Annotated in this window: 22 protein-coding genes; 16 read left to right on the top strand and 6 right to left on the bottom strand. The window is 72.5% G+C overall.

Going from position 1 to position 22,081, the window contains the following annotated elements; genetic code table 11:
- Positions 1 to 25: 25 nt before the first annotated feature.
- Entirely contained in the window at positions 26 to 973 is a 948-nt protein-coding gene (locus ACZ4U1_RS13800) for a DUF2218 domain-containing protein (RefSeq protein ID WP_467903015.1), read from the bottom strand.
- 118 nt (positions 974 to 1,091) lie between these two features.
- Between ACZ4U1_RS13800 and ACZ4U1_RS13795 the strand changes: the two genes are divergently transcribed.
- Positions 1,092 to 1,697 (top strand): ArsR/SmtB family transcription factor, encoded by a 606-nt coding sequence (locus tag ACZ4U1_RS13795; protein WP_467903014.1) that lies wholly within the window; start codon positions 1,092 to 1,094, stop codon positions 1,695 to 1,697.
- Positions 1,698 to 1,930: 233 nt separating this feature from the next.
- Here ACZ4U1_RS13795 and ACZ4U1_RS13790 read toward each other — a convergent pair whose 3' ends face one another.
- On the bottom strand, positions 1,931 to 3,334 hold the full coding sequence (locus ACZ4U1_RS13790) for a DUF7507 domain-containing protein (RefSeq protein WP_467903013.1): 1,404 nt from the start codon (positions 3,332 to 3,334) through the stop codon (positions 1,931 to 1,933).
- Between the two features lie 659 nt (positions 3,335 to 3,993).
- Between ACZ4U1_RS13790 and ACZ4U1_RS13785 the strand changes: the two genes are divergently transcribed.
- From ACZ4U1_RS13785 to ACZ4U1_RS13775, 3 genes are all read left to right on the top strand, one after another.
- Complete coding sequence (locus ACZ4U1_RS13785) at positions 3,994 to 4,953, top strand: endonuclease/exonuclease/phosphatase family protein (RefSeq protein ID WP_467903011.1); 960 nt, start codon at positions 3,994 to 3,996, stop codon at positions 4,951 to 4,953.
- Positions 4,954 to 5,041: 88 nt separating this feature from the next.
- Positions 5,042 to 6,253, top strand: a complete 1,212-nt coding sequence (locus tag ACZ4U1_RS13780; protein ID WP_467903009.1) for a M4 family metallopeptidase — start codon at positions 5,042 to 5,044, stop codon at positions 6,251 to 6,253.
- Between the two features lie 86 nt (positions 6,254 to 6,339).
- Positions 6,340 to 6,645 (top strand): protealysin inhibitor emfourin, encoded by a 306-nt coding sequence (locus ACZ4U1_RS13775; protein WP_467903008.1) that lies wholly within the window; start codon positions 6,340 to 6,342, stop codon positions 6,643 to 6,645.
- Between the two features lie 21 nt (positions 6,646 to 6,666).
- Here ACZ4U1_RS13775 and ACZ4U1_RS13770 read toward each other — a convergent pair whose 3' ends face one another.
- Entirely contained in the window at positions 6,667 to 7,290 is a 624-nt protein-coding gene (locus ACZ4U1_RS13770) for a TetR/AcrR family transcriptional regulator (RefSeq protein WP_467903006.1), read from the bottom strand.
- Positions 7,291 to 7,372: 82 nt separating this feature from the next.
- Between ACZ4U1_RS13770 and ACZ4U1_RS13765 the strand changes: the two genes are divergently transcribed.
- The 8 genes from ACZ4U1_RS13765 (at position 7,373) to ACZ4U1_RS13730 (ending at position 16,006) form a co-directional block, all read left to right on the top strand.
- On the top strand, positions 7,373 to 8,167 hold the full coding sequence (locus tag ACZ4U1_RS13765) for an MBL fold metallo-hydrolase (protein ID WP_467903005.1): 795 nt from the start codon (positions 7,373 to 7,375) through the stop codon (positions 8,165 to 8,167).
- Between the two features lie 206 nt (positions 8,168 to 8,373).
- Positions 8,374 to 9,351, top strand: a complete 978-nt coding sequence (locus ACZ4U1_RS13760) for a thiopeptide-type bacteriocin biosynthesis protein (protein ID WP_467903003.1) — start codon at positions 8,374 to 8,376, stop codon at positions 9,349 to 9,351.
- 2 nt (positions 9,352 to 9,353) lie between these two features.
- Positions 9,354 to 11,993, top strand: coding sequence for a lantibiotic dehydratase (locus ACZ4U1_RS13755; RefSeq protein ID WP_467903001.1), 2,640 nt, complete (start codon positions 9,354 to 9,356; stop codon positions 11,991 to 11,993).
- 17 nt (positions 11,994 to 12,010) lie between these two features.
- Positions 12,011 to 12,163: a hypothetical protein gene (locus tag ACZ4U1_RS13750; protein ID WP_467903000.1), complete on the top strand. Its 153-nt coding sequence runs from the start codon at positions 12,011 to 12,013 to the stop codon at positions 12,161 to 12,163.
- Positions 12,164 to 12,230: 67 nt separating this feature from the next.
- Positions 12,231 to 13,415 (top strand): lanthionine synthetase LanC family protein, encoded by a 1,185-nt coding sequence (locus tag ACZ4U1_RS13745; protein ID WP_467902999.1) that lies wholly within the window; start codon positions 12,231 to 12,233, stop codon positions 13,413 to 13,415.
- 191 nt (positions 13,416 to 13,606) lie between these two features.
- Positions 13,607 to 14,503 (top strand): RNA polymerase sigma-70 factor, encoded by an 897-nt coding sequence (locus tag ACZ4U1_RS13740; protein ID WP_467902997.1) that lies wholly within the window; start codon positions 13,607 to 13,609, stop codon positions 14,501 to 14,503.
- 71 nt (positions 14,504 to 14,574) lie between these two features.
- Positions 14,575 to 14,991 (top strand): hypothetical protein, encoded by a 417-nt coding sequence (locus ACZ4U1_RS13735; protein WP_467902995.1) that lies wholly within the window; start codon positions 14,575 to 14,577, stop codon positions 14,989 to 14,991.
- A gap of 373 nt (positions 14,992 to 15,364) precedes the next feature.
- Positions 15,365 to 16,006, top strand: a complete 642-nt coding sequence (locus tag ACZ4U1_RS13730; RefSeq protein ID WP_467902993.1) for a hypothetical protein — start codon at positions 15,365 to 15,367, stop codon at positions 16,004 to 16,006.
- Between the two features lie 18 nt (positions 16,007 to 16,024).
- Here ACZ4U1_RS13730 and ACZ4U1_RS13725 read toward each other — a convergent pair whose 3' ends face one another.
- From ACZ4U1_RS13725 to ACZ4U1_RS13715, 3 genes are read right to left on the bottom strand one after another with little or no spacing between them, the layout of a single operon-like run.
- On the bottom strand, positions 16,025 to 17,302 hold the full coding sequence (locus tag ACZ4U1_RS13725) for a HEAT repeat domain-containing protein (protein WP_467902991.1): 1,278 nt from the start codon (positions 17,300 to 17,302) through the stop codon (positions 16,025 to 16,027).
- A gap of 36 nt (positions 17,303 to 17,338) precedes the next feature.
- Complete coding sequence (locus ACZ4U1_RS13720; protein ID WP_467902989.1) at positions 17,339 to 18,241, bottom strand: helix-turn-helix domain-containing protein; 903 nt, start codon at positions 18,239 to 18,241, stop codon at positions 17,339 to 17,341.
- A gap of 23 nt (positions 18,242 to 18,264) precedes the next feature.
- Positions 18,265 to 19,020: a helix-turn-helix domain-containing protein gene (locus tag ACZ4U1_RS13715; RefSeq protein WP_467902987.1), complete on the bottom strand. Its 756-nt coding sequence runs from the start codon at positions 19,018 to 19,020 to the stop codon at positions 18,265 to 18,267.
- A gap of 319 nt (positions 19,021 to 19,339) precedes the next feature.
- Between ACZ4U1_RS13715 and ACZ4U1_RS13710 the strand changes: the two genes are divergently transcribed.
- The 4 genes from ACZ4U1_RS13710 to ACZ4U1_RS13695 all read left to right on the top strand — a co-directional run bounded on the left by ACZ4U1_RS13710 (position 19,340) and on the right by ACZ4U1_RS13695 (position 21,997).
- Positions 19,340 to 19,834 (top strand): hypothetical protein, encoded by a 495-nt coding sequence (locus ACZ4U1_RS13710; RefSeq protein WP_467902985.1) that lies wholly within the window; start codon positions 19,340 to 19,342, stop codon positions 19,832 to 19,834.
- Between the two features lie 75 nt (positions 19,835 to 19,909).
- Positions 19,910 to 20,500 carry a L,D-transpeptidase family protein gene (locus ACZ4U1_RS13705; RefSeq protein WP_467902983.1) on the top strand — a complete coding sequence of 197 codons (591 nt, stop codon included), beginning with the start codon at positions 19,910 to 19,912 and terminating at the stop codon, positions 20,498 to 20,500.
- 290 nt (positions 20,501 to 20,790) lie between these two features.
- On the top strand, positions 20,791 to 21,573 hold the full coding sequence (locus tag ACZ4U1_RS13700) for a class I SAM-dependent methyltransferase (RefSeq protein WP_467902981.1): 783 nt from the start codon (positions 20,791 to 20,793) through the stop codon (positions 21,571 to 21,573).
- A 115-nt stretch (positions 21,574 to 21,688) separates the two neighbouring features.
- Complete coding sequence (locus ACZ4U1_RS13695; RefSeq protein WP_467902980.1) at positions 21,689 to 21,997, top strand: hypothetical protein; 309 nt, start codon at positions 21,689 to 21,691, stop codon at positions 21,995 to 21,997.
- Positions 21,998 to 22,081 lie beyond the last annotated feature (84 nt).

Here is a 22,081-nt window from a genome sequence, read left to right as displayed (position 1 = left end):
GCTCGGGGGCAGCCGCCTTCAGGGGTCAGCGGCGTCGGGCGATCGTCACTCCGTCGCGCAGCGGGAGCATCACCGCGTCCACCCGCTCGTCGGTCCGGATCAGGTCGTTCAGGCGGCGCATCGCCACGTGACGCTCCTCCTGGTAGGCGGGATCGAGGACCCGGCCGCCGAGGAAGACGTTGTCCAGCACCACCAGCCCGCCAGGGCGCAGCCGGCGCACGATCTCCTCGTAGTACGCCGGGTAGTTGTCCTTGTCGGCGTCGATGAACGCGATGTCGATGACCGGTTCCGCGTCGAGCGCCCGCAGCGTCTCCAGCGCGGGGGCGATGCGCAGGTCGATCCGGTCGGCGACGCCCGCGCGCTCCCAGTACGGCCGGCCGATCGAGGCCCACTCCTCGCTGACGTCGCAGGCGAGCAGCCGGCCGCCGGCTGCCAGGCCGCGGGCGATGCAGAGGGTCGAGTAGCCGGTGAAGACGCCGACCTCGACCGCGAAGCGGGCGCGGGTCAGCCGGGTCAGCATCGTGAGCAACGCGCCCTCGTCGGAGGAGACCTGCATGTGCGCGGCGTCGGCGGCGGCCTCCCGGGTCGCGACGGCCAGCTCGCCGAGGATGTCGTCGGCCGGCGTGTGATGACCGAGCAGGTACTCGTCGATGACGGGGGCGGTGGGTTCCAGCTCGCCTCCGTCGATGGCGGCGGTCCACTCGACGGCGAGCTGCTCCTGGGCGGCGAAGCGGACCAGGTGACGGGTGATGACGTCCTGGACCCGGGCCAGCGACTCGGCGTCGGCCGCGGTGGCGGTCAGCTCCAGCCGGTCCGGCGTGGGCGTGAGGGTGCAGGTCCCGGAGGCGACCGTGATCGTGCCGCGGCCGTCGGGCGTGAGGGAGGCGGCCGCTTTGTGGCCCATGTGGGAGACGAGTTGCTTGACGTAGCGGGCGGGGCGCGCGGTGGCGACACGGGCCGTGGCGAGGGGCATCGGACTCCTTGGGGATCCCGGGTTAAGTGACGAGAATCCTCGCCACTTCCTGGTAGGGGATTCTGGGGCTGCCGCGATGGAGTTGTCAAAAGTGTTTGGATCCATGGACACTTTCGCCATGGCAGAAGATCCGTCCATGGCAGAAGAGCAGTCCCCCACGCACGGGAGTGCCGACCAGGACGAGCACCGTCGCGACGAGCAGGGCCACCTGGTGCTGCGCTCGCCCGAGCAGTTCAAGGCCCTCGGACACCCGGTGCGTCACCGTATGGTCAACGTGTTGCGCCAGCGCCCCGCAACGCTGCGTCAGCTCGCCGAGGTGCTGGGCATGAGCAAGGGCACCATCGGCTATCACGTGCGCGTGCTGCGGGAGGCCGGACTGGTCCGGCTGGCCGAGACCCGCCAGGTGCGCGGCGGCACCGAGCAGTACTTCGCGCTGGTCAGCCACGGCTTCAAGGTGCACGAGGACGCGGCGGTCGGACCCGAGTTCCTGATCAACGCCGCGCTCGGCGAGATGCTGCCGGACCAGCCCGGCCGGCCTTCGCACACGGCGCTGCGCCATCTGTGGCTCACCGACGCCGAGGCGCACGCGCTGGAGGCCCGGCTGCGCGCGATGAGCGCGGAGCCGCACGCAACCACCGACAGCGCACACGCCAAGCCGTACGGGCTGCTGCTCAGCCTCTTCCCTGCCGATGTGCCGAGCCTGCCGCCGGACGACGGGCACTGACGGCCGACCCTCCGTCACCTGGCTGTGGTTGAGCGGTACGGACGATCGTCGGGACCGATGACGGACGCGGCACTGAGGCCGCTGCCTGCGACACCGTCTGCGGGCCAGGTGGCCGCCGAGCAGCGGGATGAGTCCTCCCGGCGATCGTCTCGGGAGGACTCATACGCATCGGCCCTCGGCACCTCGTCGTCTACCGGCAGCGAGTGCTGTGGGCCGCGTACCGAGATGAGCGGCTACTGCCGGGGGGAGCAGGGGTCGCAGCAGGAGGGGGCCGGTTCGACGCAGACGGTGACCGTGTCGGTGTCGGACGTGGGGTCGGGGTCCTTCTCGTTGGCGGTGGCGGTGGCGGTGTTGGTGATCCGGCCGGACCTGGTGGCCTTGGCCCGCAGGGTGAGGGTCGCCGTGGAGCCGTCGGGCAGGTCGCCCACGGCCCACTGTCCGGTGACCGGGTCGTAGGTTCCGGGCGTGCCCTCGGCGGACAGGAAGGTGAGGCCGTCCGGCAGCCGGTCGGTGACGGTGACGCCGGTGGCCTGGTTCGGGCCGGTGTTGCGGACGGTGACGCGGTAGGTCACGGTCTGCCCGACGGTGACGGTGGTCGCGTCGGCCGCCTTCGCCACGGTGAGGTCGGCCGCCGGCTTGACCTCGGTGACCTCCTCGTCGGACGTGGCCGTCAGCGGCTCCGGGGTCTCGCCGAGCCGGTTCTCGTAGGAGGCGCCGGCGGTGTTGCTGATCTGCTTGCCGCCGCTCGCCCGGTCGATGACGACCCGGTACTCCACCGTGGTGCCCGACGGCAGCGTCTCGGTGTTGGGGAGGCTGCCTCCCTGCGCACCGGACGCCCCGTTGCCCAGATGGAAGACGACCTGGTCCGCCTGGGCGTCGTAGTACGCCTGGTCGTCGCCCTTCGCGTCGCTCTTGGCACCGGCGTTGGGGCCGTCGACCACGCGCAGGGACCCGGGCAGATACGTCGTACCCTCCGGGACGGTGTCGGTCAGGACGAGGTTCTCCGCGTTGCCGCCGCCCTCGTTCCTGGCGGTGACGCGGTAGGTGACGACGTCGCCCACCTCCAGCGGTCCCGCGGGCACGGCGGTCTTGGTGAGCACCAGGTGGGGAGCGGTGCCGAAGAAGATGCCGTCGAGGAAGTTGCCGATGCCGCGGTTGCCGCCGGCGGCGGAGACGGAGCGGAAGGCGAAGCGGGTCGTCGTCTGGCCGTCCGGGACGGTGTAGGTGCCGGTGTAGTAGCCCCAGGCGGTGTTGCCGTCGGTGAAGCGTCGCTGTTCCACCGGGGAGCCTGGTGCGCCGATGTCCAGGGCCATGGTGTCCTGTCCCAGCCGGCCGCGGTGGTAGAGCCGCCAGTACAGCGTGGACCCGGGCGTGGTGGGCAGGTCCTGGTAGAGGGTGGCGACCTCGTTGGCGTTGAGTTCCGCGAACTGGGCGCCTTCGGCCGCCGGCACGCCGTTGAACCCCGACCGCCATAACTCGATCCTGTGGTCGGACGCCGTGGTGAGCCAGCCCACGACCCGCTTGGGCGCCTGGGTCTGCGAGGCGTCCGGGAGGATCTCGTAATCGGTGACGGCGGGCTCTTCGAAGCTGCCGTTGACCAGCGCGACGCGGAGCGGTGCGGCGGGAGGTGTAGTCATCGGTCTTCCCCTTCGAGTCGACGTTGCCGGAGTGCGCCGCCGACCGGACGCGCCTGCGCGTCCGGTGACGGAGTCCGAGCGCTCGGCAGCTCACCGCATTCACGTGAACACGGGAAGTGACGATCGCGTGGGTCCGGACAACCCCTGCGCCGCAGGTTTGGCGGGCTTCCCCCCGCGCCTGCCTCGCCGTGCCGGCACCCGTGCCGCGGTCGCCGCACCGCTCCAGACACACACGCGTCCCTGACATCTCCCGCCGCCCCAGTCGTGACGGAAAGCGACTCGCCACTCCTCCCCCGCTCACCCTTTCTTCGGGTGAATCGGAAATCGCGAAGTTGACGCCGACGTGGTCGCGTAGCGGGTGCTCCGTCAGGGCTGACTCGCAGTCATGACGATCAGCGGCCGGAATCGCGCCGGCCCGACGGCGCCCTGTGCCAGAAGTCGGTTGACAAGGGCACGCGTCTGTCCCGGAGTTGGATGGTGGGGCGCTGCGTTTGCCGGGCACCGTGACCGGCAGGAGAATTGTTGATGTCAGCGTGGCCCCTGCCGCTGGAAACGGGGCTGGTAGGCGTCCACGCTTCTTCTGCTGCTGCCGCGCACCGGTGCGGACGCGCATTTCCCTGTGATGGCCATCTATCCGTCCCGATCTTTCGGGAGCGCCCGTGACAACGCTGCGACTGGCCACGTTCAACGTCGAGAACCTCTTCGCGCGCTGGCGGTTCCAGGCCGGCATCGACCCGGCGGCCGCCAACTCGAAGGGCTGGATCGTCGACCAGACCCTGTTCCAGGAACTGGGTATGGACGACAAGGCCATCACGGGGGCGGCGGTGCGGGAACTCAGGGCCGACGTGCTGTGCCTGGAAGAGGTGGAGAACGTCGATACGCTCAAGCATTTCCGCGCTCAAGCGCTGGGCGGGCGCACCGAGTACCCGTACGTCGCGGGGGTGGACGGCAACGATCCGCGGCTGATCGACATCGCGGTGCTGTCGAAGCTGCCGATCACGCGTATCCGCTCGTACCAGCACCTCATGGATCCCGTGACCCCGACGGCACCGCTGTTCTCCCGGGACTGTCTCGAGGTCGACATCGAGGTCGGCGTGGGCCAGGGGCGGAGCACGCCCGTGACGCTGTTCGTCAATCACTTCAAGTCCATGCGCGGCGGACGCGCGCAGACCCGGGAGAAGCGGGAGCGGCAGGCCGGGAAGGTGAGGGAGATCGTCACCGACCGCTTCGGGAGCGAGGCTCCGGGCGACCGTCCGTTCGTGGTCCTGGGCGATCTGAACGACTATCTGGAGACGGACGCCGACGGGGGTTCCGGGATCGGTCGGATCGTCAACTGGGACCAGGTCGAGAACGTGGTGGCCCGCCTGCCCGAGGGTGACCGGTGGACGCACTACTGGGACGACGGCGAAGCATACCGGCAGCTGGACTACGTCCTCCCGTCGGTCTCACTCGCCCGGGCAGCCCCGCACGCGCTGCCGGAGATATTCCGCAAAGGCATGCCGCTGCGTGCCGTCAAATACACCGGCCCCCGGTTCCCGGGCGTGGGGCACGACAAACCGAAGGCATCGGACCACTGCCCCGTCGTCTTCGATCTGGAAGTGCAGCAAGCGGGGGCATGAGACATGCCCGAGTTTGCGATCAAGTGATCACGTCGTCTTCACGTGGTCAATGAATCAACCGTCGTTCCTCTCGCACAGGAGGTGTCCTATGACCAGGACCCGCCACGTCAATTGCATCATCCCCCCGCATCTTCTCGACAAGCTCCTGGGCAGCGACGACAGTGAGGTACGCAAGGCCGCCCTGGACACCTTGCTGACGACGACGCGGTTGCGGGGTGAGCGGTCGGTCCGGGCGTCCTTCGCCGGTGCGGCCGCCGCCGGGAACGGCCGGCGGACGGTGTTCGACTGCCGGCAGGGACGGTTCCTCCCCTTCGCTGTTCTGGCGCGGACGGAGGAGGGGCCGGCGTCCGGGGACGAGTCCGTGAACCGGGCGTTCGACGGACTCGGCACAACGCGGGACTTCTACCAGAAGGTGTTCCAGCGCAATTCGCTCGACGGCCTGGGCATGCGCCTGGACGGGTACGTCCACTTCGACGCGAGTTACAACAACGCGTTCTGGGACGGACGGCAGATGGTCTTCGGTGACGGGGACGGACGGATGTTCACCGACTTCACCGGGTCCATCGACGTGATCGCCCACGAGCTGACCCACGGGGTCACCGAGTTCACCGCGGGGCTCGCCTACCACCACCAGTCCGGGGCTCTGAACGAGTCGATCTCCGATGTCTTCGGAACGCTGGTCAAGCAGTGGTCGTCGAACCAGTCGGCGGAGACGGCGGACTGGCTGATCGGGGCCGATGTGTTCACCCCGGGGATCGACGCCGACGCGCTGCGGTCGCTGAAGGCTCCGGGGACGGCGTACGACAACGCCCTGCTCGGCAAGGACCCGCAGCCCGACCACATGAGCAAGTTCGTCAACCTGCCGAACACCGAGAGAGGCGACTACGGCGGGGTGCACATCAACTCCGGCATCCCGAACAAGGCGTTCTACCTGACCGCCATACGCATCGGCGGATTCGCCTGGGAGGCTCCCGGACTCATCTGGTACGAGGCGCTCAAGGCTTCCAGCATCGAGAGCAAGTTCCAGGAATTCGCGGACACCACCTACCAGAAGGCCGAAGAGCTGTACGGCTCCGGCAGCGCCGAGCAGCTGGCCGTGCTGGCGGCGTGGCAGGAGGTGGGGATCCAGATCAGCGGGGTCCCGGCCGGGGTGGCCCGGGCACGCAGTCTCGCGGCCGGCCGGGACGGCGGTGTGGGCCGCGAGGACGGCCTCGCGGCGTTGAGCAAGCAGGTCGGGGCACTCGCCGCCCAGGTGAAGGAGCTGAGCGAGGACATCACCGCGCTGAAGGCGATGAGGTGACCGCGGCCGGTTGACACCGGTCCGGTCCTCGGCGGCCGGCACGGCCCGTACCGGCCGGCTCGGCCGACCCCGGGAGGCTGTGCACGATGAAGGTGACTCTGGCGAGGCACGGCGGGCTGGCGGCTGCGATCCACCTGCGCCGGCCGCCCAGGGTGGTGGACACCGATGCCCTCCCCGCGAGCGCCGCGGCGGAGCTGGGCCGGCTGGTGGCGGCGGCTGTCCCCGGTGCGGCCGGGCAGGAGGGTCCCGGCCGCGCCAGGGACGCGATGAGTTACACCATCACGGTGGAGGAGGGCGGCCGCTCGACCGAGCTGACCCAGTCGGACACCACCATGTCGCCGGAGTTCGCGGCCCTGCTCAGCTGGCTGGAACAACACCTCGCTCCGCAGTGACGGGCGATGCCCCTTCTCGCCTCACCCGCCGGGCCGGGCCGTCTCGCCGCCGGCCTTGTCGACGGCCGCGCGCATGAGGCGCCGGGCGCGTGCCGGAGCGCTGTCATCGCCGAGGAGTTGGATCTCCTGGTTGGCGGCCATGGCGATGCCGGTCAGGGTGGACACGACGTCGTCGGGGTCCTGGTCCGGGTCGAGTTCGCCGGCGGCTTGCGCCGTCACGGTCTGCTCGCGCAGGAAGTTCCGCCAGCGGGTCACCGTCTGCAGGAGGTAGGCGCGCAGCTCGCCCGGCTGTCCGTCGAGTTCGCAGGAGGCGGCCGTGACGAAGCAGCCGTTGGGGAAAGGGCCGTTGGCGAGGTAGTCGCACCATGCGTCGATCACCGTATGGAGTCGTGCCAGGCCTGGAGCTGCGGCACGGCTCGGGGTCACCACGGCCTCGGTGAACATCTCCACCGCTTCGGTCAGGGCCGCGCTCTGCAGGGCGCCTCGCGAGCCGAACGGGCCGACCACCCCTGCCTTGCTCATGCCGAGGGCGTCGGCCAGCGAGCCGATGGTCAGTCCTGACAGTCCCACGCTGGACGCCTGAGTCACCGCGACGCGGACGATGCGGTCGCGGGTGCGCTGGGCTTCCTGGGCGGATCTCCTCATACCCCTGATTTTAGCGAACCCTCGTATGCTAATTTGGCGAACGATCGTCCGCTAATTGCGACCGAAGGGGAGGACGGATCACATGCGTGTCCGATGGCTGGGGTGGGCCGGAGTGGAGATCGAAGCGCGGGGTGAGAGCCTGGTCATCGACCTGCTCGGCCAGCCCGAGGGCGTTCTTGAGGGGAGTGGCGTCACGGCACCGATGCCCAAGGTCACCGCGCCACGCGCCGAAGGCGAGGTGCTCGCCGGGTTGTGCACCCATCTCCACCGCGACCACACGGACGCCGGCGCCCTGGCCCGGGCACTGCGTCCCGGCGGGGCGGTCCTGCACCCGGAGTCGTTCGGCGGTGACGACCACGAGAACCTGTGGATGCTCAAGTCCGAAGCCGAACTGACGGCGTGGAAACTGCCCCGACAGCCCATGGAGCCGTGGGGGACGACGACGATCGGGCCGTTCTCCGTCGCGGCCGTACCCGCGGTCGACGGGCTCGGCGACCCCCAGGTGTCCTGGGTGGTCGAGGCCGACGGCAAGCGCGTGATCCACCTGGGCGACACCATGTTCCACGGGTACTGGTGGCGCGCCGCCCATCGGTACGGCCCCTTCGACGCCGTACTGACCCCCGTCAACGGACCGACCGTGTGCTTCCCGCACTGCCAGCCGGCGAGCCCCCTCCCCGCCGCGCTGGACGCCCGGCACGCGGCCGTCGCCGCGCGCCTGCTGGGAGCGAAGACCGCGATACCGATGCACTACGACGGATTCCACATCGACGGCGTCTACACCACCCGGCCCGAGGAACTGACCCGCTTCCTCGACGCGGCGGACGGCGAACCGTACGAGGTCCTGGCACCCGAGCTGGGCGAAGAGGTGACGCTGTAGCGACTCCCCCGGCGCCGTACGACCTGGTCATCCCCGTGGGTCGGCGGCGCCGGTGGGAGACCGGCGCGTCGGCCGGGCATTCACACGGGGCGGCATACCTCCCGCGCACTCCTGTTGATCATATGACCAATTCGTTGTTGTGCTTCGGACCGCGTGCCGTGCGGACATCACAAGGGTGACTTCGTCTTCCCCGGTGAGGAGGCCGCATGGTGCGGGTGGAACGTCTACTGGCCGACTGCCTGGACGACGCGCGGACCGAGCCGTTCGGTGCCGTTCCCGTCGCCGCCCAGGACGCCGGTTACGCGGCGGCCCGCCGGACCTTCCTGGCAGCCGGTCTCCACGCCCTGCGCGCGCACACGCCCGACGCCGGGTGGGTGCAGCTCAACCTGGCCTGCGCGCCGTCCGCCACGGGGACGCTGCCGTACGGGCAACTCACCACCACCGCCCGCGAGTTGACCGCCTCCGGACAGGCGCGCGAGTTCTTCTTCATGCACAAACCCCCGGGCCTGCGCGTGCGGTTCCTCGCGGCACAGCCGTCCCGGGCGGGCGAGCTGTGTGACGTACTGCTGCGGCGTCTTGAGCCCGGGCGGCAGGACGGCACGTGGGCGCCGCCCGTGACCGGTGTGTACGAGCCCGAGACGTATCTCTTCGGCGGGCCCCGCTCGATGCCCTGGGTGCACGCGCTGTTCACCGCCGACTCGCGCGCCTGGCTGGACGTCCACACCGTCGCGGCCGGTGCCCCGGCACCGCCGTCCTGGCGGGTGTCGCTGGCGCTGCTGCACGCGGTGTTCGACGGCCTGGACATCGTCGGCTGGGAGCACCGCGGGGTCTGGCAGGCCGTCCGGGAGGAGACCGGTCGACGGCTGCCCGGAGGGCTCGGCGAACCGGACCTGCGACGGGCCGCCGCCGGGATCCGCGCCTGGTGGGAGCTGAGCCCCGGCGCCCGGCTCGACGCGCTGCCCAAGGGCTGGCGGGACGTCGTGGGCGAGCACGTCCAGGCGGTGGGGCGGGCCGCGGAGCGCTGGCGTACCCACTACTTCGCCTCCGGCGAGGCCACGATCGGCGCGCGCCGGGCCGCCGCCCACCACGTGATCTTCCACTGGAACCGGGGCGCGCTGTCCACCGCACGCCAGTGCCTGCTCACCGAGGCGCTCGCCGCCGACGCCCGCGAGGGGGTGGAGTGAGCATGGGGCACGTACCGGCACAGGCGGCGGACACCGGTGGCGCGCTGCTCGGGGCCACGGCGCTGCTGCGGGTGGGCGGGATGCCCGGCGCGGCCTGGACGGCCGGCGCCGCCGACCACCTGTTCGAGAGCGCCGCCCGGCAGGCCGACGCCGCCGAGCGACTCGCCGTACGGGCCGGTGCGCTGGCCGACCGGCTGGGCGATGAGGTCGTACCGCACCCGTTGCTGGCTGCCGCCGACCGGGGTGCCGTACTCGCCCTGCGGCGGCGCCTGCACTCCGGCGCGGCCCCGCGCAGGCCGGACTGCCTGGTCCTCGAGCACTCTCCCGCCGTGCCCGCGGATCTCGCGCAGCGGGCCCGCGCCCTGCTGGACGAGTCCGAGGCCGCCGAGGCGGCGGTTGCCGCGCTGCGGCAGGCGGTCGCGGCGGAACAGGAGCGTCTCGCCGAGCAGGCCTGGCGTACGGCGTGTTCCAGCCCGGTGATGCGGGCGTTCGTGGACAGCGCCGCCCCCGGACTCGCCGACGACGTCGAACGGCGGCTCGCCGAAGGGCAGTCCTGGTCGGGCAAGCAGTTACGCAAACGCGCCGCCTACCTGTGGCGCGTCGTGGGCCGGGCCGCGGTGAAGACCACGCCCCGCGGCTGGGCGGGCCAGATCGCCGCGCTCCCGGTGACCGGCGGGCGCAGCGGATGTCCGCCGCTGCTCGCGCCCGGTACCCCGCTCGGTGCCCTGGCCGCGATCGCCGTGGAGAACGTGCACCTCGTCCGGGCCCGCACCGCCCCCGCCGACCTGCGCACCGCCGGCCCGGACACCCTGCTGGCGCCGACACCCCTGCACTTCGCCGAACCTCCCGCCACCGCGCCCGGCGACGCACCGGGCCAGGTGCGCTGTTACGTCGTGCATCCCGGCGAACCCGGCCGGCTCCGGCAGATCGTGCTGCGCCGCACCCCCCTGCTGGAAGGGGTGCTGGCCCTCCTCGCCGACGGGCCGCGCCCCCTGGACGAACTGGAGCGGGCACTGGCGCCCCTGTCCGCGCCGCCCGGCCGGCCGCCCCTGTCCCCAGGCGTGCTGCGGGGGTTCCTCCAGCATCTGCACGGCCTGGGCCTGCTGCAGGTCTGCCAGGCGCCCCGGCACCACCACAGCGGCTGGGTGGAGGCCGGCACGGTCACCGCCACCGGTGCCCTGCCGAGGCCGACGGCGGGCGGCGGATCCGACGCCTGGTTCCTCGACTCCTACCGGCGCCTCGGAGCCGACGCCGCCGTGCCCGCGGCGGCCGTCGCACGCGTGCGGCGCGGGCTGCGGATCGCGGCCCGGATCGCCGCCCTCCGGGAAGCCGACCACCCCGCCGACCCCGCTGAACGGCAGCCCGCGCCGACCGGACTGACCGAACAGGCGCGGCCCCTCAGCGAGATACTCGCCGACCGGCTGAGCGCCGACGAGCCGCCGCCCGCCCCCCGCCGCTACCCCGGCTGGTCCCCCGCCCGCGACCCCGGCGGCGGCTACGCCCGGCTGCTGGACCACCTGGACGCCGCCGCCCGCAGTGGCGCGGCATGCGTCGACCTCGACCACGCGCTGCTGGACGCTCTGGGCGCACCCCGCGCCGACGACGCACTGCCACCCTGGCCGGTCGACTGTCTGCTGCGCCCGCTGGCCCCCTCCGCCGGCAGCGGCCCCGTGGCCGTCCTGGAGACCGCGTCGGCCGCCGGGGTGCTCGACGCCCGGTTCGCCGGCGGACTGCGCGCCCTGCACTGCGGCTACGGCAACGACGACGCCTACCGCGCCTTCCTCGCCGCCGTCGAGGAGCGCACCGGTGTCCGCTTCGTCGACCTGCTCGTACCGCCGCTCACCGAGCGGTCCGCCAACGCCGTACGCCGTCCCGTCACGACCCGCTGGTGGACCGGCGACCCGGACCCCACGCCGTACTACGGCGCACCCGGCCGGCACGCGCGCTACCTTCCGCTGGACCGCATCAGCCTGCGGCACAGCCGCGGCCGGATCGTCGCCGAGGCGGACGGCCGGCGCATCATCCCCGTGTACCACGCCACCCGGTCCCCCGCCCCGCCCTACGACACCCTCGTACGCCTGCTGCTCGCCGCGAGCCATCCCGCCGCCTCGTACCTGGTGCGCCTGGACGCGCTGGAGGCGGCCCTGCCCGACCGGGCCAGGCTGCCGCGGCTGACGGCGGGCGGCGATCTCGTCCTGGCCCCCGCCACCTGGCGGATCGACCGCGGCCGGCTGTGGCAGCCGGGCGACGACCTGTTCGCCAAGGTCCGCACGCTCGCCCTGCTGAGGCGGAGTGCCGGTCTGCCCCGGCACGCGTTCGCGCGCACCGCCCCCGGCGGCAAGCCGGTCCCCGTCGACTTCGCCTCGCTGACGGCCCTCCACCAGATCGAGCGGCTGTGCGCCCGGGAGGCGGGCACCGCGCTGCTGGTGGAGGAGATGCTGCCGGCACCCGAGGACCTGCTGCTGCGCGACCCGCTGCACGGTGGCGCGGCCGTCGCCGCGCAACTGCTGCTCCGGCTCCCCCACGACCAGAGCGCCGGCCGGCTCGCCGCAGCCGCCGCGGACACTCTGGCCGTCGGGGGCCGGCACGACGTCCCCGGCCCGCCCGCCAGGCGGGCTCCCGGGGCGGTCCACAACCGATGAGTGAAAGGGGAAGTCCCATGCCCGCCAACGAACTCACCGAACTCGACACCCTGATCAGCGACCTCGAAGAGCGGATCACGAGCGAGGACCTGCCGACGGCCGCCGCGTACAGCGAGGGCTGTAGCGGCGTGTGCACGATCATCGTCTGCAACACGGTCGTGATCTGCTGATCCGCCCGAGGAGCCGCCCGCCCGGGAGGGCGGCTCCGCCCCGGCCCGTACGCAGGCGAGGAGGACGATGGCGCACGACACGACCGCACCGGTCACCCCGCTCGACGACGTCCACGGCTTCGCCGTCCGCTACCTGCGGGAGTGGACCTCGGCACCCGGGAGCGGCGGGCACCGCTGCGACCCCGGGATCCCGGTCCTGGCCCACCTCGTCGCCGACGGGCAGGCGGCGCCGGCCGCCGTGGCCGTGTGGTCCCGCACGGCCGGACGCGGGCCCTGCCACCCCGCCCTGTACGACGGAGGCCTGGCCGGCACGCTCGTCGGCCTGCGCCTGGGCGCCCGCGTCCACCCCGGGCTACGGCCCGCCGCGGACCGGCTCGCCGCCCACCTCGGCGGGCGCCCGCCCCGGTACCGCACCCACACCGTCGCCTTCCCCGACTACGACCTGATCTCCGGCCCCTCCGGCACCCTGCTCGCCCTGTGCACGGCCGAACCGACGGACCCCCCGCCGCGGCCGCTCGCCGAGCACCTGGCGCTCCTGTGCGACGAGGACGAACTGGGACGGCTGCGCACCGGACACTACGCGGACCACCCGCACCTCGCGTGGGTGCACGGCCGCGTCAACACCGGCATGGGGCACGGCGTCGCCGGAGTCGTCACCGCGCTCACCGCCGCGCTGCGCCGCACCAAAGCGGACACGGACCTCGCCGCCGGCCTCGCCGCGGCGCTCGGCCGGGCCACCCGCTGGCTGGTCCGGCAGGCGTACGACGACGAGCGGGGCATCCGCACCTGGCCCGGCGCCGGACTCGACCGTCCGCCCGCACGCCGGGCCCACCCCCGCCAGGCCTGGTGCTACGGCACCCCGGGGGTCGCCTGGGCACTGTGGGACGCCGCCGACGCCCTCGGGGACGCGGTGGCCGCCGACTGGGCCGCGACCGCCTTCACCACGCTCGCCGAGCACTACGACGAGACCTTCCACCTCTACGGCGACGCCCCCGCCGACCGCCTGGGGCTGTGCCACGGCGCTGCCGGGGTACTGGCCGTCGCCGACGCCTTCGACCGCCACGCGCGGCTGCCCGCCGCCGCCGCGCTCAAGCACCGGCTCGTTCACCACCTGACGGCCCGCCTCGCCTCCGCTCCGCCGGCCGCCTGGCCCACCGACCTGCTGACCGGCCTGCCGGGCGCCCTGTCCGCACTGCTCACCACCGCCCACGGGGCCCCCCGCACCTGGCTGCCCTGCCTGGGACTGCGCTGACGCACACCGACGCGAGCCGAGCCCCGCTCGGTCCGTCGAGTGGTCTGGCTCACATATCGTCACAGTGGCTGAGCACGCGGTGTCTTGTGGCCGCCCCATGAAGAACGTCTGCCGATGAAAAGGAACTTGCCGTGGACGCACGTGTGAAGGACGGAGGCCGGCAGGCCGGCGGCGAAGGAGAAGGGCGAGACGTGAGCGACCGTGCCGCCGGCCCGGCGACCGAAACGTTTCTGGAGCACCGCAACCTGCTGTTCACCGTCGCCTACGAGATGCTCGGATCGGCTGCCGACGCGGAAGACGTCCTGCAGGAGACCTGGTTGCGCTGGGTCGAGGCCGACCTGGGGCAGGTGAGCGATCCCCGCGCCTACCTGGTGCGGATCACGACCCGGCAGTCGCTCAACCGGCTGCGCACCATGAAGCGCCGCAGGGAGGCGTACGTCGGCCAGTGGCTGCCCGAACCGATGCTCACCGCGCCGGACGTGGCCGAGGACGTCGAACTCGCCGAGAGCCTGTCGATGGCGATGATGCTCGTCCTCGAGACGCTCTCACCGACCGAGCGGGCGGTGTTCGTGCTGCGCGAGGTGTTCGACGTCGGCTACGCCGAGATCGCCGAAGCCGTCGGCAAGAGCCCGGCCGCCGTCCGCCAGATCGCGCTCCGGGCCCGCCGCCACGTCGACGCCCGCCGCCCTCGTACACCGGTCTCCCCGCGCGCCACCCGGGCGGCCGTGGAGTCGTTCCGGCACGCGCTGGAGACCGGGGACCCGCAGCGCCTCCTCGACGTACTCGCCCCGCACGTCGTCCTGATGAGCGACGGCGGCGGCCTCAAGCGGGCCGCGCTGCACCCGGTGATCGGCGCCGAGAAGGTGGTCCGCTTCTACACCGGCGGCGCCCGCGACCCCGAGGTCACGATCAGCTGCGAGCCCACCGTGGTCAACGGCCACCCCGCGCTCCTCGTACGGCGGGACGGGGAACTCGACGGCGTCATGGCCGTCCGCGTCGAGGACGCCCGCATCACCGGCCTCTACTACGTCCGCAACCCGCAGAAACTGACCCGCATCGCGTCCGAGACCGCGCTCACCCTGCGGTGAACACCGGATGCCCCGGACACCACCCGTCCTGTCCACCACCGCACACCACTCGACAATGGGGGGAACACACCATGGCTTCGCAGACGACGGCACACCACCGCGGCCAGACGTTCCTGAAGGTCTCGATCGCCCTGCAGACCCTGGCGCTGTTCTTCCAGGCCACCACCGCCGGACTGCTGCTTTCCTCCTCCCACGGCGAGGCACTGCACAGCGTCGGTGCCCGCGTGATGTACGGCGCGTCGATGCTGTACGTGCTCGCCGCGATCCTGGCCTGGCGACCGGGCGGCGCGGCGCCCCGCCCCATCCTGTACGCCTCGGGCTTCCTCGTCCTGGCCTCGGTGCAGGTCGTACTGGGCATCGCGCACATGCCGTCGCTCCATGTCCCGTTGGGAGTCCTCATGTTCGGCCTGAGCACACTCGCACTGGGGCAGGCGCCGGCCGCGTCCTTTCCCTGGGTTCCGGATGACGCCGAACGGCTGCTGGAGTAGAGATGCGGCACTCATCTGCCGGCAAACCCCTGCCCTGAGGCTTCCTGGGCTGCCATGACCTCGTCGCCGTGCTCGAAGGCCCATGCGCCGACGGCGTCGATGGGTGCCAGATCAGATCGGCGGCGCGCGTGGTCCCGCCCTCGCCCTGTGCGTCGGTGCGCAGCCGAGCCGAACGGCGGGTGAGCTCCGCGTCGCCGCCCAGGTCGTTCAGGGCCGCCCGTAGCGCCTCGGCGGTGGCGTCCGCGGTGATCAGCGGGGCCGGCACACGATTTACCGTCGGCCCCGCAGCCGGCCCCCTTGCGTCGGCTCTCGTCCCGTACTCGTACCCTCTTCCGCGTACGACGGCTGATGGTGTGCGAAAGGCGACGGGGGCATGAGCGAGTTCGGGGCGGCGGCGGGGACCGTGCCGGGTGGGGCGGTGAGCGGGAAGCGGGCGTGGAGTCCAGCTCGCAGGGCGGTCGACTCGTTGGCGTGGGCCGTGGCGGTCCCGCTGCTGCTGCTGTTCGGAGCCGCGGTGGCGCAGTGGGTGACCCTGGTCGGGGTGGTGGTCGTCCTGGCCGTCGTCGCGGTCGCGACGTGTCTGGTCGGCGGGGTGTGGCATCGGGCCGGGGCGGCCACGCTGGTGGCGGTGTCGGGTTTCGCGCTGACGCTGTTCGCCGGGCCGGCGGTGTACGAGGGGTACATGCGGACGGTGGGCGAGCCGGTGGACGCGGTCGTCGTGAACGTCGTCGACCTGCACCGCGAGCACGGCGCCGACATGATGTGCACGGTCCGTGAACTGGGCGGCGAACGGCGCACGTTCGAGGTCTCCCAGATGCAGAACTGCTTCGGGCAGGCCGGGAAGGGCGACCGGATCACGGTGCGCGAGGACCCGCTGGGTCTGCTCGATCCGTGGCTGCCGTACGGGCCCGAGGACCAGGACACCAGCGAGATCACCGCTGCTACGACGATCGGGCTGACCGTGCTGGTCGGGGCGTCCGTCTTCTACGGCGGGCAGCGGCGGCGCAACCGTTAGCCGCCGTGGACGAGGGGGTCATCGGCCGTCGCGGCGCCACTCGTAACGCCAGGCGGCGCCGAGGTGGCGCTCCTCGTCCGGGTGGCCGGGGCGGGGCGGGCCGAGGCGGCGTGCCCCTTCCACGCAGCGTTCGTCGTCGTGGAGGGCGAGTCCGTACACGGCGACGGTCTGGACCCGCCGGTCCCTGTCGTCCAGCAGGGCGGCCAGCGCGTCGGCGAGGTCGGGATCCCGGCCCTTTCCCTCTGCGACCGTGAGGCCGGCGTACTGCCGTACCACTGCCTCCTTGTCGGTCATCAGCTCCAGTAGCGCCTCACGGACGGCGTCGCAGAAGACCGGTGGTGCGGGCCAGGTGCTGAACGCCTGGGCCACCGCCCGCCGTACCCGGACGTCGTGGTGGCCGGCGTGGGGCAGGAGCGCTGCGTTCGCGCGGGGGCCGGGGTGCTCCCCGAGGGCGACCAGCACCTCGGTGAGCACGGTGAGGTCCGCCTCCTCGGCCGACCAGTCGGTGAAGATGTCCAGGGCGGGCCCGGCGAACGCGTCCTCGTCGCTGTCGTCGAAGAGGTGGGTCAGCCGTAGCACCTCGGCACCGAACAGTCGGCGGGACGGGTCCGGATGGGTGCGCAGCGCCGCGGCGGCCGTCCAGGTCTCCTCGTCACGCCGGTGGGCCAGGAGGATGGCGGCACTTCCCCATGCCGTGTGGTCCTGGTCGGGGTGGGCCAGCGCACGGCCCATCAGGTCCTCGAAGGAGGCGCGGATACGGAGCAGTTCCTCCAGGCGCGTGAGGATCGCCGCGTGCCCGTCCCGTACGGTCGTCCCGCCGAGGGAGACCTCGTGGACGCTGTTGAACTCGTCGTCCTGGACCCGGGTACGGCCGACGGAACCCGCGGCCCCTGTGCGGCGGCGCAGCTCGCCCTCGACCCCCGTCTCGTACCAGTGACGCGCCAGGTCCCGCATCTCCAGCAGCTCCGGCCTGCCGTACAGTCCCCGCACCCTGCCGTCCAGGAGCACCTCGGCCAGCGCCGGCGACCCCCAGTCGACCGCCGCGCGCAGCGGGAGCGGACCGTCCGGCCCGCACCGCCCGGCATCGGCACCATGGTCGAGCAGCAGGTGCGCGATGGCTGCGGAGCGGGACCGGGCGGCCAGCCAGAACGCGGGCGTTCCGTGCGCGTCGCACACGTCGGGGTCGCCGCCCTCCAGAAGAAGCCTCCTCACCAGGCCGATGTCGCCGACGCGAACCGCGGCGATCAGGGGAAGCTCGCCGTCCGCCGCGCCGCTCGTGCCCGCACCCGTACCCATGGCTCTCCCCCGTCGCGTTCCCGTTGCCCGTGAAGTCTAGGGAGGTGGGATGCACACCCGGGCGCCCTGTCGCGGGAGGTAGCAGGCGGTGATGCGGCGGGGTGTGTCCGTGGCGAGCATCGGCGTGGAGTGGTAGCTGCCGGTCTTGGCGGGGTCGGTGTCCTGCGCACTGAACCGGTCGCCTGCCAGGCTGATGACGAGCCGGTCCCCGGGCCGGGAGAACCACATCCGGCCCCAGGCCGCCCCGCACTCCTTGGCGTAGCGGACCTCGAACACAGCGCCGTCGGCGGTGCGTTTCCTGGCGACGGTCTCCGAAGCGCCCGTACACCACGTCGCCTTGGCTTCCTCGCCCTGACAGGCCCGGCCGGTGCACAGGGGGTGCGCGGTCGCGAGGTCCGGCGCCGGAAAGTGCCGTGCGGCAGGGCGGCCCAGGGTGTGACCCAGCCACCAGGTGAGCGGGAGGGTGAGGGCGGCCACCAGGGCGGCCGTCGCCGCCACCGTGCGCGGGGCATGGCGTCGCCGGGTGGTCCCGGCCGGTCGCTCCGGGTCCTGCCGGGTGTCGTCGTTGCGCTGTGCGGGGAGGCGGTGGGGCGGAGCGGGCTGCTCCGGGTGACTACGGCGGGGTGTGTGCGGCCGTGGTGGCGCCGCCTCGGCCGCAGGAGCGGGGCCCGTCGGTGTTCGGTCGGGGTGCTTGCCCCAGGTGAGGTCGGCCAGTTCCCACAGGGCGAGGACCGGGGCGGCGGGCTGCTCGATGAAGCGGCACATGGCCTCCACCGCCTGGCGCGGCGGCAACGCGCTGCCGTTCAGGCACCGCTCCCACGACGACTTGCTGTACGCCGTCTGCTTCGCCAGCACCGCCAGGCTGACACCGGCGTGGTCCTTCAACTCCCGCAGCCTGGTGACGAACCGCACGCTCTCCGGGCTGAGTGTGTTCGGCAACGGTTTCCACGGCATCGTCCCGCTCACCCCTCCCTGCGCAGCACGGGCCAGGTGTCCTGCCCGACGATCCCGTCGTTCACCACTCCGGCATCCTCCTGGGCCCGGCGGACGGCGTCGCGGGTGGCGAGGTCGTACAGGCCGTCCAGCGGTCCGGTGTCGTAGCCGCGATGGTCGAGCAGGCACTCCGCTTCGGCCACCCACTCGTCGTAGTAGCCGAGTCCGATCGTCTTCTTCCACGTCCGGCTGTAGCCCGCGTACAGCGCGCCCTCCTCCGACCGCACCTGGCAGTGCACGAGGGGGAGCCGGGTCTCCGGCGTCGCCTCCTGGCCCGCCGCGCGGCCCAGGAAGGTGCCCGTCAGCGCGGCAGCGGCGAACGCCGCCGTCACCGCCAGCGCGAACCCGCCGCGCCCGACGCCGTGGCGCCCGGCACGGCACCCGCCCTCCTCGTCTTCGTCCTCGGCCTTGCCCACTCGGCCGTCGTAGGCCGTGCCGTCCTCCCCGCCGGTGGCGGACGCGTCCCAGACGGTCCGTGCGACCTCCCGCAGGGCCAGGAGCCGGACCGGATCGGTGCCGCTCAGCTCGCACAGGGCCTCGACCGCGCGCTGTGACGGCAGTGCCCGTCCGGCCAGGTATCTCTCCCACGACGATCTGCTGCACCCGGTCTTGGTCTCCAGCGCGGCCAGACTCAGCCCACTGCGGTCCTTGAGCCTGCGCAGATGCGAAACCAGCTGCCGGACGCTGGGTTCGGTCCCTTCGGGCAGCGGCTTCCAACGCGGCATTCCCACCCCCGGTGCGTCCCGACGTCGCTCGCTCGCAGCCCCACTCTTACCGAAAGCGATCCTGCGCACACAAATCGTGACGCCCGCCGGTGCCCGCGCGAGCGCTCCGTCCCGGGCTTCCCGCAGCCGTCCCGCGCATCCCGCGCCACCGTCCCTGAGGGGGTCGTCCGCGCAGGTCAGTGCGCGGGACGTCCCGCCTCCACCTCACCCCCGGGCAAGTCCTGGCCGGGACGGCGGCGGCACGGACACGATCGGGGCCACCGGCAAGGCGAGACACCACTCGCGACCGGTCCCTTCACCTCACCGAAAGGACGATCCTGTGACCGTCAAGCACCTCGCACACCGTGGGTACGCCGCCGTGGTGGCCGTCGCCGCGGCGACCGCCGTTCTCCTGCCCGCCGCCGGCGCGGAGGCCAGCGGCACCAAGCTGACGCACGAGCAGGCGGCGGCCAGGCTGCGGTCGGCCGGCGTCAGCTGGACCTCCAGCGGCCACTGCTCCGACCGCAACCGGAAGACCTGCACCTCCTTCTCCCAGATCAACTCCGGCACCGTCGACGGCATCATCGCCTTCAAGCGGGCCGGCGGCTGCCGGATCACCATCACCGGCGGCACCGAGACCGGGCACGCCGGCGGCAGGTACAGCCACTGGAACGGCTACAAGGTCGACATCACGCCCACGACCTGCGTCACCCGCTACATCAAGGGCCACTACGACTACATCGGCAGGCGGGGCGACGGGGCGCCCATGTACCGGACCTCGGCCGGCAACGTCTACGCCAACGAGGGCAACCACTGGGACATCACCTACAAGTGACCGGCCCGCGTGACCTCCCGTCGCTCATCGCACACCCACCTCGCCACCTCGGCACCCCGAAGGAGTGATCCGCTCATGTCCATGACCTTGGCCGGGCGCATCCGGTCCACCGCCGTCGCCCTCGCCGCCGCGGCCGCGTTCACCGCCGTCCTGGCCGCCGCCCCGGACGGCCACGCCGCCCCCGTGGGCGCGGGCCGGCCGGCCGTCACCACGCTGACGTTCGTCCGCAACGCCGGCGACCCGCAGAACTCCCGGCTGACCGTGCTGCGCGACAACCGCACCGTGGCTTCCTACCGCGCCGGGTCCGGCTTCGGCGCCGGCCACCCCGAGGGGCGGGACGAGTGCGCCACGGCCCGGGGCTGGCTGCCCGCCGGCACCTACACCGTCGGCGCCCGGCACACCCGCTACAACGGTTCGGTCATCAAGGGATACGCCATCCCGCTGAGCGACAAGACCTGCAACAACGGCCGCACCAGGCGTACGGACCTGTTCATCCACAGTGAGATGACCCGTGACGGCGGACAGGGACGCCTGGAGAGCCGGCGCTGGGACGGGCCGTCCGACTACCGGTCCAACGGCTGCATCAAGCTCGCCCCCGGCGACATCAAGAAGCTGTTCACCGTCCTCGCCGACGGGCCGGCTCCCCAGCGGCTCATGGTCGTATGACCGGTCCTGTGACCGGTCACGGTCCGCGGGGCGCCGGGCGGAGGCCTCCCTCCCCCGGCGCCCTCGCCGACGTCCGGCTGGGTGCCGCGGACCGGTGGTGCGGTGCGTACCGCCGGCGCGCGCAGCGTACGCCGTGCCGTTCGAGTCCGCTTCCGCGCGCCCCGTTCCGCCGCCGGCCGAAGGTGTGCCGATCACCGGGCGGGTGTGCCGGCCGTGGCACTGTCGCGTGGTCGACGGGTCACTGGTGGCATGCCGGGCGGGCGTGCCGTGAGGTGGAGGGAGCGGTGGAAGTGGGACAGCGGGAGGCGGCCGTGGAGGTGGGGAGCCTGCGGACGGACCAGGCCGCGTACCGGGAGGCGTTCGGCCGGTTCCTCGCCGGGACGGACGAGACGATCCTCACCCGGGCCTACCTGCGAGGGATTGTCGAACGGCTCCCCGAGCGACGGGTGTTGGTGGACGTGGGCGCCGGCGACGGTACGACGACACGGCATCTCGCCCCCTGCTTCGGGCGCACGGTGTGCGTCGAACCGAGCGAGCCGATGCGGCGGGCACTGACGCGGGCCGTTCCGCAGGCCGAGGTGGTGGCCGAACCGGTCGGTGAGGCCCGGGTCGACGCACGGGCCGATCTGGCCCTGCTGTCCCACGTGTTGTACTACGTGCCGCGCGAGCAGTGGGCGGCGACGGTGGCCCGTGTCATGGAGTGGGTGGCGCCGGGCGGGGTGCTGCTGATCCTGCTGCAGGATCCCGACAACGCCTGCATGCGCATGGTGCACCACTTCACCGGTCGCCGTTTCGATCTGCGGGAACTCGCCGACGAGCTGACCTCCCTCCCGGCCGGTCTGGTCGGCGGCACCGGGCTGGACGTCGTACCCGCCTGTTATCGCAGCCGGGACCTGGACGAGACCGTGCTGGTCGCCGGCTTCCACCTCAGCGTCCCGGGTGGCCCGCCCGTGCCCCGGGAGGCGGTGGAGGCGTACGTGCGGCGGCACTTCAGCGACGGCGACGGCGACGGTGCCGGCGGATACGCCATGCGCCATGACCAGCACGCGCTGCGCGTCGAGCGGGGCCGCTGATACGTCGGCGGGGAGCGTCCGGGACGGCCGGGACGGGGTCGGTTACTGGCCGGTTCAAAGGGCTTTGTAAGATCCAGTCCGACCAACTCAAGCCAAAACTGGGGGATTACCACCCATGAACAAGCGCTTTTCCGCCCTGGCCGTCTCCGCGGTCATCGCCGGAGGCTTCCTCGTCACGTCGGTGCCCGCTCACGCCGCCACGCCGGCCGGCCACGGCGCGATCACGTCCAAGGCCACCATCACGTGCAACAAGAACCAGATGCGCCAGCAGATCGCCGACCTCAAGACCAAGGCCGCGAAGCTGAAGCAGCTGGGAGAGCGCGAGGCGGCCAGGAAGGCGCTCGCCGACGCGGCCGCCCTCGAGAGGAAGCTCGACGCGTGCATCAAGGCTGAGGACAACCAGAGCAAGCCGTTCCCCGGCTAGGTTTCCGGTTCCCTGTGTGGGGGGGGGGGGGCACCGCGTGTTGGGGGGGGGGGTGCAAAAGCCCCCCCGGGAAACACGAGAAGC

This window comes from Streptomyces sp. NPDC028928, assembly GCF_055564915.1.
This window is presented reverse-complemented; position numbering and strand designations above follow the sequence as displayed.